The organism is Lujinxingia vulgaris, assembly GCF_007997005.1.
Lineage (GTDB): Bacteria > Myxococcota_A > Bradymonadia > Bradymonadales > Bradymonadaceae > Lujinxingia.
The window spans coordinates 64,946-77,304 of sequence record NZ_VOSL01000051.1 but is presented as its reverse complement, the minus strand read 5'-3'; the positions used below and the strand labels follow the sequence as shown (position 1 = coordinate 77,304).

Genomic DNA, 12,359 nt, shown 5'->3' with positions numbered 1-12,359 from the left:
ATTGGATAGGCGGACGGCCTCGGTCTTGAAGTCCTTGGGATATTGTCTGCTCATCGGAACACCTCGTTGTGGTTACTAAAACCATTCTCTTCGATGTGTCCGGGAAATTGAAGGAACCTCAGTACGAGTACGAGCTACGAGTACGAGTACGAGTACCAGCTCGAGTACGAGTACCAGCTCGAGTACGAGCTACGAGTACCAGTTCGACCCTGACCCCGACCCCGCATCAACTCGCCCTAACCTCCGACCCTCAGTCAGCCCGACCGGTCGGGACACCGCAGCGCTCTACTCCGCCACATCCTCAAACGCCCCCACCTCCAGAAAGCGCAAGATCTGCTCGCGCGTCTCCCCATCGTTCATGATGAAGGTGTGGGTTGCGGGCACGACGGTATGGTCCTCGGCGCCTTTGAGGCGCGTCTCCTCGATGCTGACCTTGCCGTCGTATTCGCCGGCGACGATGCCGACCTCGCGCTCGGTGATGGGCGGGAGGGAGGCGGCCGCGCCGGTGGGGTCGGTGACCAGATCGTCGAGGGGGGCGAGCAGCCAGCCGAAGTAGGGCGCCCAGCGGTCTGCTGTGGTGGAGCCCTGGTTGGGTGGGGCGAGCATGACGACGCGGCCGGGTTCGGTCGGCGGGGCGTTGGCGAGCATCCAGCGGATGATGATGTTGCCAAAGCTATGGCCGATGAAATGGATCCGGGCCGGCCGCGGGCTCTCGATGGCCTCGAGTTCGCTGGCGAGCTCCTGGCCGATGGTCTCCAGGCGGCAGCAGAAGCTCGAATAGCCCCAGTTCAAGACCTCGTAGCCGGCGTCCTCCAGCATGAGGCGTAAGGGGATCATGGAGAGCTCGGTGCGACCGAGTCCGTGCACGAGCACCACGAGCTCGGTGCGCTCCGCCGGCTCGGAGCCTTCCGCGGAGTGGGGCCAGGCCGTGGCGATCGCGATGCTGAAGGCCGCGGCCATAAGCACCCACAGGGCACGTCGGTGTGGGGCGGTGCTTTTCGGCCACGCTGGCGGGATTTTAGCGATAGGGTCTGCCATCTCGGGCTCCTTCACTCTCCCCGCTCCCAACTCACCACCGAGTGCAACCCGTGATGGTCGCCCTCGCCCTCAAAGCCCAGGTGCATCTTGAGCGATTCCAGAGCCTGCACCGCTTGTGTCACCGAGGAGGGCGTCACGGGAAGCGGCGGGATGACGTGGTCGTGGCCCTCGCCATAGATCGTGTGCGTGACGCGGCCGTGCGCGTCGATGCTGTAGTCACCACCGTGCAGATCTTGAGGCTCGTAGCCCAGGTAGCGCATCGCCAGGTCGCGGCGCTCCGCGTCACCTTCGGGAAGGGCTCCCAGGCCCTGGGAGAGCGCCATCCAGGAGCGTTGGGCGGCCCCGTAGCTCTGGATGGCGCGCGTCTCCAACATGCCGAGCACGGTGCGCTCCAGCCAGCTTGTGCCTGGCGCCGGGTCGTAGGTGATCATCGTCTGCATCAGGAGCGCGTCGTCGGCCTGAGGGGTGGCCGTGGAGAAGTGCCCGTCGAGCCCCGCGTCGATGAGCGCTTCGAGGGTGGGCATGTTGAGGCTCATCAGGAACACGCCGCCGGCCACGGTGTAATGCAGCTGCAGGTCGTTGAGGCCGATCTGTCCCGCACCCTCGGCGGCGCGGATCGTGGTGATGGGCGTCTCCCGGTAGGGCTCGGCCTGCTCCCAGCGCAAGAGCCCCGGGGCTGTGGACTCCACAAAGCCGCGCAGCGCGCTGAGCGTACCGGCGAGTACCGCGGGGTTGGCGACGTGCGCGCCGAGGTAGAGGGGGAGGGTGGGCGCCAGCGCCATGACCTCTTCGTTTGAGAACCGGCCGGGGTCAAATTGGTATGTGGAGCCGGAAACAAAGAGTCGGCGGACCTCCGCCAGATCCCAGATCCCGCTGCGATCGTAGGCGCCGACCATCACCCAGTCGCCCAACCAGTCCAGCCCCAGATCCTTGTTGCCGCTCATCTGCCGGGCGGCGCGGTTAAGGTCGCGACGAAGCGACGCATCATCACCCACGGCCAGCGTCCATTGCAGAGCGCCATCGAGGCCGGGGGCGCTGACGGCGCGCTGGCCCACGAGGTCCGCCAGGCGCTCGTACTCGCTGTTGTTGACCAGCGGCAACATGCGCGCGTCCACCTCGATGCGCTGCGCCTCCTCATCAAAGCGCAGGCGCGCGGCGATGGGGTCGATAAGCGTCTGCCAGTTCGTCAGATACCCCTGACGAAAGGCCTCGTAAGCCTGCTGCTCGTCGGGGGTCACCCGGTCGATCTCCAGCTCGATCAGCGGCGTCATCATGGCGAGGTTGCCCCAGGCCGAGGAGGCGCCCGTATCGGGGGCATAGGCGATGGCCTGGCCATCGGCGTGGGAGAGCTCCGTCTGGCGCAGAAGGCCGCTCGCGACGAGCTCGGCGGCGTCGGCCGGCGCGCGGCCCTCCAGCCAGCCAAAGAGCAGCGCGGCGTTGTTCACCGCAGCGAGGTCGGCGCGGGCCTGCATGCGGCGCGCCATCAGGATGCGCACGCGCGGGCTGACGGTGTGATGCACAAAGCTGTCGCCGATGAACACAAAGCCGTCTTCGGCCTCTTTATCGAAGGGGTACATCGCGCGCAGATAGCGGAAATCGCCGCGCTCCGAGAGGGGCCGGGTCCGGCCCTCGTGCAGATCGATAAAGCGCTGCAACGCGGCCATCGACGTTGAGAGAACCATCACCTCGCCGAGCTCCACCCGGTGCTGGCGCACCGCTCCGTCGGGCGTGGAGAGCAGACGCACGCTGTGATCGCCGACCTCGATCACGCTCTCACTCAGCGTCGGGTGGTTTTCGCGAATGGCCGCCTCGTAACGATCCAGCGCCTGGTTCAAAAGATCGCGATCGCGCACATGGAAGAGGAGCGAGACGTCGCCGCCCTCGCGCAGAAAAGGATCGCTGGTCGCCACCGCGACGCCCTTCGTCGCCAGATGCCCAAAATGCTCCGAGAGACCGCTGCGCTCAATGCCCAGCATCGTCTCGTAACGCTGCATCAGATGCCGGCTTCCCGCCTTGTTCTCCAGCGCCTGCGCGATGGGCGCGATCCAGGTGTCGAGCTCCCGGGCCAGGCGCACAAAGGAGCGCAGGTCGTGGAAATGAACATACGCAAAATCGTCGGGCACAAAGGCCGCCAGGGGCTCGATGGCCGGCTCCTGGCCAAGCTCCGCGATCATCGCGTCCCAGGGATGCTCCGCCAGCCCCACGCCTTCGATCGTCTCCAGGTCAACCGTGCGCGCGCTGGCGGGCGCGGCGCGCGAGAAGAAGGCGCGGTCGATCTGCAGGGTCTCCTCCACCGACAAGAGCCCGGTGTAGGTGCCCATCGTCTCACGAAGAATATGCTGACGCGTGGTGCGCTGCGGGATGGCCATCGGCCCGCTTTCAGCGGCGTTCTGCTGCGCGAGCGCATCGAGGCGATGGCGCGCAAAATCAAAAAAGGTCGGATCGCCACCCGGGCTCAGACGGTATCTTTCAAAATGTTTGCTGAGGCTCTCCTGAAAGGTCTGGGCGATCTCCGGCGATGCTGTGCTGGTCTCAGCGGGCTGAATCACCACCGGCTGCTGCACGTCGACGACCTCCGCCATCGAGCCCCCCATCTCCTGGAAGAAAAGATCGACCTGAATCGACTCGCCGGGCACCTCATCACCCACCAGACGCACCACCACCCGCGCCGGCTCACACGCCAGCACCGCGCGCCCGTGGCGTTCTCCAGCCATATCGAGCCAGTTCACATCGCAGCGCTTGCCGGGCACATGGCCCCATTGCTTCAACTGAGCGCTGGTCGTCGCATCGAACTCGCCAAAGGTCTCGGGCAGGGTCGCGCTCAGATAGGTGTGCTCGCCATCGACAAAGACCTCGGTGGTCACCACGACATAGGGCTTCCGAAGCTCGGCTTTTCGCCGGCCGGTCTCGTGCGGAAAACGCGGCCCCGGGTCGGGGCGACGCTCCGCCTGCGAGGGCTCGGCCACCTCGGATTCGGCCTCGGCCGGGTCGGGCGCTTCGGCAGGTTTGGAGCTACTGCACGAGGCGATCAGAAGTATGGCGAGGAGGGAGGCGGTGATACGGCATATAGACATCAAAAAACCCCAGACAGGTCATGGTGGACGACGGGGTTCTTATAGGGGAGATGGGGGCGGAGCGCCAAATGTTCGGCGCCGACCGCCCCGGGACGACGCTGGCTGTGTCGCTGCGTCGTCGCGGTGGCGCTGCCACAGCTTCCTCCTTGCTCCTTGCCAGCGCCGCCCTGGATGCGCTCGGGTTGGGGGGCACACGAAGTGCCGAGCGCCCCAGCGCTCCGCTAGCTGCGTCGTCTGGGATTTGTGGTAGCGCTGCTACAGCTTCATCCCAGCCTCCTTGCTATCGAAGGCGCTGGATGCGCTCGGGTTTTTTATTGTGCGAGAACCCCTGACCATGCTCACGAATCGACCAGCGTCGCGAAGCGTGGCGCTCCGCAACCACCCAACCACCCAACCACCCAACCACCCAACCACAGCGCGCCCCCCCACCACCCACACGAATCGCCCGCCATCGCAATCCCCGATCCCCCAGCCCTCATGCGCTTCGACGCCACACTTTCATTTTAAAACTGGTGCGTCGTTCGCTCCGACGTCGGTCATTTACATTGAACGCACACGCTGACCGACTCGCCGTGGCGTGCGGCGGTTGAAGGTGCGCTGTGGCGCGGACGGCGCCGATGGTGAAGACGGCTCGTCCTGTTCGGTGTTCGACAACGAGGATGGCACCTACACCCTGCGCTGTGACGACGGCTCGGAGGCGACCGTTGGCGATGGCCAGGACGGTACGGACGGCGAAGACGGCGCCGATGGTGAAGACGGCTCCTCCTGCTCGGTGGTCGACAACCAGGACGGGACCTACACGATGAGCTGCGAAGATGGCACGGAGGTGACCTTCTCCGAGAGCGAGGCTGCGGTTACTCAAGCTCACGTTCATGCAGGTCGAGCTTAAGCGGGGTCTGCTCACCACCGATAAGCCAGCCCTCGTCGTCGGCGCGTTGGAAGGCATCTCGGTACTCCGGGCGTATGTCGACCATGAGGCCCAGGGTGATGAAGTCGGTCAGCCCCGGTCCGGCCAGGCGCGCGATGGCCAGGCGCAGGGCGACCTGCCCGCGCGCTGGATCAAAGTAGGCGAAGCCGTAAGGAACCTGCTGTGGGTTGAGCGCGATAAACTCGCTGCCGCGGAGTCTTTCGTTAAAAAGGGTGAGAAGTTCGACCAGGGACGCTTCGGCTTCAAAGTCGGCAACCCACTTACGCGCTTCGTCGAGCTCGGAGCGGCTGATGTGGCCCTCGGCGAGGCGGCGCTCGGCGATCTGCAAAAAGGAGGCGATCCGGTCGCTGACCCAGACGTCGTCTTTGAAGGCTTCGACGAGCGAGGCTTCCTCGACGAGTCGGGTCAGGGAGGCCGGCTCTCCGTGGTGCAGGTCGAGGGTTCGCCACGAGATCTGAGCCAGCTCGTACTCGTTGTCGGTGAACTCCGAGTACTCACGCAGGGTGACAACGGGACCGACCCACGACTCCAGCGAGGTGGTGCGCCACTCGGATGACGACTCGCCGCTGCAGTACTCCGCGGAGCGGTCGATCAGGACCTGATCCCCGGCGCTCAGGCGCTGTGCCTGGGCCTCAAGTACAAACCCCTCTTGGCGCCACCGGGTGGGGGGAACGAGCTCGCGTTGCAGCGCCAGATACTCCTCGCAGGGGACCACATAGGTCGTCTCGTGGTCTGGTTCTATGACGATCGCGACGATGTACCTGCGGCGCTCGGTCGAGGGCAGATCGGGGTCTACCTGGCGAGGAGAGAATGTGAGAAAGGCTTCAAGCTCGGCCTGCCCGGTTTTGACACGCGCCAGACCCTCGCGCAGAGGAGCCAGGGAGGCCCTGGCGAGCGCGTCGGATAACGCGAGACGGGCCTGCTTGAGCGCGAGGTTGCTCGCTGAGAAGCAGATTCGTCCCCGCTTATCGCTCGCCAGGTCTTCGGGGGCGGCGCTCAGCGAGCAGCGCCCCTGCTCCCGGCATCCCGCCGAGTTCAGACAATGCTCTTCGGTGGCGGCCTCGCACCCAAACGCGTCGCTGTAGGCGCATTGCCCATCGACCAGGCAGCGCTCACTCTGCGCGCAGTCTTCCTCGGAGGCGATGACGCAGCCGGTACCTGAGGGGCTAAGCGAGCAGCGCCCGCTCTCGATGCAGCCCCCGCTCTCCCGGCAATGCTCCACCCGGGTCGCCGCGCATTGCCCCTCGTCGTCGACGCCGCAGCGGCCGCTGTGCGTGCAACCCACAGTCTGCGCGCAGCCCGACGCCGCAGCCTCACATAAGGCCGGACTCTCGCAGACCAGCTCCAGCTGCCCGAGCGAGCGGGTGACCTTCACGGCCATCTGCAACTCCTCCAGCCAGCGCTCGCCAGCGGGATTTGCCGGCTGACAGAGGCCGTCGCGCGCGCACAGCTCCGAGCTTGCGCAGCATCTGGCGAGTTGAGTCCGCACGAGGGTGGAGGTCGTCAGGTAGCCTTGTAACGCGGCGCAGGAGCAGCCCTGCACCCCGTGCTCCCCCGCGCAGGATTGGCGCAGCGCCTCGGCGGCCGGGTCGCTCCCCCCGGCCTGCAAAAACATCTCCTCCGCCACCGAGATCAGCATCGGCTCATCGCAACGCTCGGAGCTCCCGGGTTGCGGCTCGCCAGGGGAGGGCGCGCTCGTCGTGGAGGGGGCGCTCTCAGCGAGCGAGGCCTCGGAAGCTGGCCTATCTGGCGATGACGACCGACACCCCAGACTTTGAGTGAGAAGCAACACCACGACGCTCATCGACGCGGCAAATGGAGTGAACGGAGTGAATAAAGGTCGACATCCCATCGAGGGCATCCTTGAAATCGATCAACATGTCATTGTGCCGTGGTGGCTCAATCTTGCCTGAGAAGGTGTAAGCATAGGGGGTCTTCGCGTTCATCGCGATGCGGGATTTCCTTAGAGATAAAGGGGGATGTCTGACCCTCGGTCGGTTTTTAGGGGGCCGCGTTTTGTGGTTAGGTGGTTGGGTGGTTGGGTGGTTGCGGGGCGCCGGGGTTCGCGATGTCGGTCGATTCGTGAGGGCGTTGGCGGGTTCACGAGATCGAGCCCGAGATCGAGCCCGAGATCGAGCCCGAGATCGAGCCCGAGCCCTCATCAAACCCCGGACCCGCGTCAGCCCCCCGGGGGCTTCTCGAACACGCCGTGAATCAGCGACACTCGGTAGCCCTCGAGCTCTTCCGGGTCTGCGGGGGGTTCGAAATAGGCGTGCTCAACGTAGGCCCGACCCTCGTCGGTTAAGGCTTCAAAATTGTACATGAGCCTCAGGGTCGTGAAGACCTCCCGGGGGCTTCCCTCGATGGCGACAGGAAGGGGGGCGAGGTGCTGCGTTTCGAAGCCGGCGCGCTCCAAAAGCGCGCTCAGCTCTTCGATGTTGCGGCTCTGGCGTGTGCCCAGGCCGGGGCAGGCGCCGCCAAAACGGGCGACGGCGACTTTGACGAGGTCGATAAAGCGTCGACGGGCGCCGTCGGGAGAGCTTCCGTCGCCAAGGACCAGCGCGAAGGTGCCGCCGGGTTTCAGGACATTGAAAATCTGCGTCGCCACCGCGTCAGGATCGTCGAAAAGCATGAACGCCATATGGCAGAGCACGAGGTCGAAACGCGGCTCGAAGAAGGGCAGGTCGGTGGCGTCGGCACGCATGAAAGCCGCTTCGTGCACGTTGCGCTCCCGGGCCACGGCCAGCTCCGCCTCATTGAGATCGACGCCGACGAGGCTCACGTCTTCGGCACCTCGGCGCTCCCGAATCTTCTGGAGGAGGTAGCCATCCCCGCACGCCACATCGAGGACCTCGCCGCCACGCGGCACATCGTCGGCCAACGCAGCAAGCAGGTCGTAGGAGGAGCGGCCCCGGGCGTCTCGGGCGTCGCCGAAGGCGACTGTCGTGGCGCCGGGGTGCCGGGAGTGAAACGTTTGGATGAAGTCTTTTCCGCGCATCGTCGGGTCGGCGGGTTTTGGGTCATGGGAGGATGTCCGTATCTCGGTCGAGGATCCGTACTTGTGGTTAGTCTGGTTGTGAGGTGGTTGGGTGGTTGTGGGGCGCGGTGGTTCGCGATGTGGGGAGGTTTGTGTGTGCGATCCAGTCGTACGGCTTGTCGTCCGTCCCCAGGTCGGTCATGCCTTTCGCGGCGAGTCACCGCAGGGGGACCCCTTGTGGGTCACTTGAACGACGAAAAATGTCCGTCTCCCTTGAGCGCCCGTCACCCGTATCTATTCGTGTATTTGATCGAAATACATGAATTAGTCTCCTTTTGGCCTCAGCCAAAGCCTGTCACTCTCACCCTTCATGAACAAGCCCCCGAGAAGTCCCGGGGGGAATCCGAAGACATGAGGAGGCAGATATAGGTTGGAGTTGCGCTGTTATGATGGTGCCGATGTCCCTCTCCCGGTCGGACCAGGCCCGACTCTCTGCCCCTTCTCGTAGGGAGACCCCTTATAAATCCCCCCGCGCGCTTTCCCGACCATGTATGTCTGTCCCAGGGACGGACATCACCCGCATAAACACAGGCCGATGTCCGTCTCTCGGACGGTCATTCGTCAAACTGAGACATTGGAGCAAATATGGATCGTCAATGTGTAGAAATCATCGGTCGCAACATCCTCGTTGACCAACTCCTGCGCGCCGGGCTGGAGGTGGCACAGCCCCTTCGCGACCGGGGCATCGACCTGCTCGTTTACAGCGACCTCAGCGAAGATGGCCCCGACTTCCAGGCTCGCCCCATCCAGATGAAGGCCAGCTCTGAACGTCGCTTTGGGATCGACCGCAAGTACCAAAAATTCGCGGACCTGCTCATCGTGCACGTCTGGAACGTGCGCTGCGAAGACGAGACCCTGGTCTACGCCACGACCTTTGAGGAGGCGGTCAGGATCGGCGATGAGATGGGCTGGACGACGACCAAGTCGTGGGTTGAGCATAACGCGTATTCGACAAGCGCTCCGAGCAAGCGCTTGCAAACACTGCTGGCCCCCTACGCGATGACATCGGAACGCTGGCGAGCAAAGTTGGGGATCGTTGCTCGTGAGCCCGTCGCATAAATAAAGGGGGATGTCCGTCTCCCGGACGGTCAAAAAAGCACAGCGCGCTGGGCCGCCTGCTGGTTTTGTTCTTGAGCGCGGCGCATCTGCATGATCACGCCCACAGCGCCGCTTGCGACGCTGCCGGCGGCCTCTCGGGCCTGCGCTTCATAGCCGGGTCTCGCGCAGATGCAGCCATCGGTGTACTCGCCGAGGTAGACCATTCCGGCGAACTCCAGGCCCTGGAGGCTGCATTTGTTTTCACAGGCCGCCGCGCCGCCTTCCACGTATGCAGAGCCCATAAATGAAGTGGGCGCGCAGCCGGGCAGGCAGGTGAGGACCAAGAGCACCGTCATCCAAACAAAAGCGCAGCGATTCATAGAATTCTCGTGTCGTCAGTGAGGGGAAGTAAGCGAGGTTCTTAACAGAGTTTTTAGAAGCGCATGGGCGCTCTGTGTATCGGGTACAGAGGCGCCCCACGACGCAGAGTGGCATAGCAGCCTCTCAGAGCGCACCCACCTCCCAGCTCCGACGGACCACCACCGCCGGCTCGGAGCCCGACGCCACAGAGACCTCCACCTCGATGGTGCATTCTTGTGGGTTCTGGACTTCGAGGGTCGCGGTCTGTGGGTAGGGTGCGTTGACCTCGGCGAGTCGTTCACCGCGTTCGACAAAGCGGCAATGTTCCGGGGTCAGGGCGCGGGCCAGGTAGGTGGCCTCGAGGTCGGCGTCGCCGCAGATGCGCTTGCCGGCGTAGCGAAGCTGCGGGGTGAGCCGCAGGGCTTCCGGCTCGGCACCCGCCATCGGATGCACGCCCGGCGTGAGGCCGTCGACGGCATCGGGGGCGATCACATCAAGCTCCACCACCTCGCCGGCCGGCGAGGGCGTGAAGACGTAGCGGCCAAAATCTTCGCCAGTGGTGAGGATGGGGAACATAGGCTCAGGGCGCGGGGGGATGTCGGCGTAGTCGAGGAGCTCGGCCTGGCCATGGTCGCCTGTGAGGGTCAGCGGGGTGAGGTCGCTGCCGTGGAGGCGTCGGCCTTCGGCGTCGAGGACGCTCAGCGTGGCGTCGTAGGTGGTGGAGGTCAGGTAGGCCAGCTCGGTGCCGCACTCGGGAGTAAATTCGGTGCGATCGACCTCGGCGGTGTGTATTGGAAACACGTCGCTCTGCAGAGGGTTGCCGTGGCCGTACCCGTCAACGTGAAGGGTGGTGGAGCCGGGGCTCAGCGCGCGCAAGGTGATGGCGTTGCCGTCAACCGCGACCACCTCCAGGAGGGCGTCGTCACCGACGCGAACGCTGGTGATGTCCAGGGGAACGATGATGTTAAGAGGTCCGTGGGAGGGGTCGGAGACGCGCAGAGTGGCTTCGTTGCCGACAGCCAGCGCGGTGTCAGGGCCGTTGCCGCCGGGGTGCTCCCAGCGAGCGCTCAGCGTGCCACGGCGCTCTGAGGAGGTAGTCTCGGACTCGCCACAGGCGCTCAGCACGGGGGCAGCGAGCATCAGGAGGAGCAGGGCACGGCCTGAGGAGGAGGAGAGGGGCATCGCGGAACTCGGAGTTGGGGCCTGTGGGGAGGTGCAGCGTGGCGTTGTGGTCGCCCCGGGATCGATGTCATCCCGTTTTGTCACGATGCGGTCGGCCTGAAAACGTCGGCCACACCACGCGTTCGTCAGCGATCAGCCCGCACCAGGGCCGAGCGCCTGCGCCATCCTGCGATCGCGAACGCAACGAACAGCACCCCTCCGAGATAGACGACGCCCGGCACCTTCCAGGCGACCTCCAACACGCGCTGTGCCCCCTGGTAGACATAGGTATAAAAGCGCCGCTCTCGCTCCATCTGAACCACCCAGATCTGAGCGCTCCGGGGGAGGTTGGCGTGACGGAGCCGTCGCAGGAGCCGGCCCTTATCGGCGCGATGATCGCTGACGGCGGCGGCGTAGATGACTTTGGTCGCGAGCAGGCGGTTGAGCTCGTCGAGCGCGGGATCTTCGACCATGGCGAACCAGGCGTCGAAGTCGTACTCGGCGTCGAGGGCGAGCGCGCGGCCGATGCCCCAGGGGGTTGCGGTGTCGAGAAGGGTGCGGTCTGCCCGAAATTGCAGGACGGCGCCGCGCAAGAAGCGATCAACATCGATGGGGGTGCGTTTCAGAACCTATGTGTCGTGACGGTAGCGTTGTTCGGCGTCGCTTGAGTCGGCCAGGCTCCAGAAATCACGTTGAACGAGCTGGAGTTGAAGGTTGAGGACGCAGCTCAAATCACCGATGCGCGCACAGGTCTCGCTGTAGTTTTGGGCGATATAGGCCGGGGTTCCATCTTCGGAGCACGAGCCGACGGGTTGGTAATAGGGGTAGAGACGCCTGGCGAGGAGGTCATCGTCGTGGTGGTGGGCAAAGTCGATGGCCTCTCTCCAGATGCTGGAGTGGGAGGGCGGTCGAATCTCCATAAGTTCTTCGATGGCGGCGAGCGCGCGGGCCACCGCTTCGGGATGCGCGCTTCCCATGCCCGCTTCGATGGCGACGCGTTGAGCGTGGTAGAGGCGCGCCGGGCTGTGGTCAAAGAAAGACGCGTCCTCGGCGTCCTCGTCGACGGGGTGGTAGACCGGTTGGGAATGCGTGGCGAGCAGCGTGCGGGTGTAGACGTGATCCTCCCAGTAGCGGGCATGCACGGGGCCGGGAGGGCTGATGTAGGTCGGCCGAACCCCAATCACGCGTTCTGAGTTTTCATAACGGAGCTCCCCGGAGCTCGCCGCACCGAAGCCCGAGAGCACGCGGTAGTCGCCACCGTCCTCTAAAAAGGCCTGAAACCCATAGCCCATCTCGGTGTCAGTCAGGTTCAGGAGATGCGCCGTGGAGCCGGATTCGGCGATGGCGAGCATAAAGCCATGGCGCGTGACTTCGTCCGCGAGTTGGCGCTCGGCACCCTCACCGACGTAGTGCCGGTAGACGATGGTCCCGATGACAAGCCGGGTGGTCTTTCCTTCCTGCGCGAAGGTCTCTTGAAATGCGCGCTCGGAGGGCCACTGCCAACGCTCCACGTCCTCGGTGGGCTCCGGCTGAAAGCGTTCGGCGAGAAAGGGAGCCTGCGCCCGATCCACGGGGGCGGAGTTTGCGGGCTGGCAGGCGATGCCGCTCGCGAGCACGAGGGCGCCGATAAGGTACGCGAGGAAGGGAGGCGGATGGGAGGTCATAAGAGCGCTCGCGGCCAAAGCTCGTTAGGGGGCTCCAAAGGTACGCGCTTCGGGGAGGG

General features: G+C 64.8%; 10 protein-coding genes. 2 read left to right on the top strand and 8 right to left on the bottom strand.

Going from position 1 to position 12,359, the window contains the following annotated elements; genetic code table 11:
* Window positions 1-285: 285 nt before the first annotated feature.
* Both FRC96_RS11550 and FRC96_RS11545 read right to left on the bottom strand, forming a co-directional pair.
* Entirely contained in the window at window positions 286-1,038 is a 753-nt protein-coding gene (locus tag FRC96_RS11550; protein WP_146974647.1) for an esterase/lipase family protein, read from the bottom strand.
* An 11-nt stretch (window positions 1,039-1,049) separates the two neighbouring features.
* Window positions 1,050-4,112 carry a hypothetical protein gene (locus FRC96_RS11545; RefSeq protein WP_146974646.1) on the bottom strand — a complete coding sequence of 1,021 codons (3,063 nt, stop codon included), beginning with the start codon at window positions 4,110-4,112 and terminating at the stop codon, window positions 1,050-1,052.
* A gap of 592 nt (window positions 4,113-4,704) precedes the next feature.
* Here FRC96_RS11545 and FRC96_RS11540 point away from each other — a divergent pair.
* Window positions 4,705-5,001, top strand: coding sequence for a hypothetical protein (locus tag FRC96_RS11540; protein ID WP_146974645.1), 297 nt, complete (start codon window positions 4,705-4,707; stop codon window positions 4,999-5,001).
* On the opposite strand, the gene FRC96_RS11535 is transcribed toward FRC96_RS11540, so the two are convergent.
* Together FRC96_RS11535 and FRC96_RS11530 are read right to left on the bottom strand one after the other, a co-directional pair.
* A complete protein-coding gene (locus tag FRC96_RS11535) occupies window positions 4,967-6,832 on the bottom strand; it encodes a hypothetical protein (RefSeq protein ID WP_146974644.1) in 1,866 nt (621 codons plus the stop codon). The two genes, FRC96_RS11540 and FRC96_RS11535, sit on opposite strands and share 35 nt — an antisense overlap.
* Window positions 6,833-7,219: 387 nt before the next feature.
* Window positions 7,220-8,038 (bottom strand): class I SAM-dependent methyltransferase, encoded by an 819-nt coding sequence (locus tag FRC96_RS11530; protein ID WP_146974643.1) that lies wholly within the window; start codon window positions 8,036-8,038, stop codon window positions 7,220-7,222.
* Between the two features lie 624 nt (window positions 8,039-8,662).
* Between FRC96_RS11530 and FRC96_RS11525 the strand changes: the two genes are divergently transcribed.
* Complete coding sequence (locus FRC96_RS11525) at window positions 8,663-9,136, top strand: hypothetical protein (protein ID WP_146974642.1); 474 nt, start codon at window positions 8,663-8,665, stop codon at window positions 9,134-9,136.
* Window positions 9,137-9,165: 29 nt separating this feature from the next.
* Here FRC96_RS11525 and FRC96_RS11520 read toward each other — a convergent pair whose 3' ends face one another.
* The 4 genes from FRC96_RS11520 to FRC96_RS11505 form a co-directional block, all read right to left on the bottom strand.
* Window positions 9,166-9,495: a hypothetical protein gene (locus FRC96_RS11520; RefSeq protein WP_146974641.1), complete on the bottom strand. Its 330-nt coding sequence runs from the start codon at window positions 9,493-9,495 to the stop codon at window positions 9,166-9,168.
* Between the two features lie 124 nt (window positions 9,496-9,619).
* Complete coding sequence (locus FRC96_RS11515) at window positions 9,620-10,657, bottom strand: pilus assembly protein N-terminal domain-containing protein (RefSeq protein ID WP_146974640.1); 1,038 nt, start codon at window positions 10,655-10,657, stop codon at window positions 9,620-9,622.
* A 125-nt stretch (window positions 10,658-10,782) separates the two neighbouring features.
* Window positions 10,783-11,229: a hypothetical protein gene (locus FRC96_RS11510; RefSeq protein WP_146974639.1), complete on the bottom strand. Its 447-nt coding sequence runs from the start codon at window positions 11,227-11,229 to the stop codon at window positions 10,783-10,785.
* Between the two features lie 36 nt (window positions 11,230-11,265).
* Window positions 11,266-12,300, bottom strand: coding sequence for a hypothetical protein (locus FRC96_RS11505; protein WP_146974638.1), 1,035 nt, complete (start codon window positions 12,298-12,300; stop codon window positions 11,266-11,268).
* Window positions 12,301-12,359: the final 59 nt, after the last annotated feature.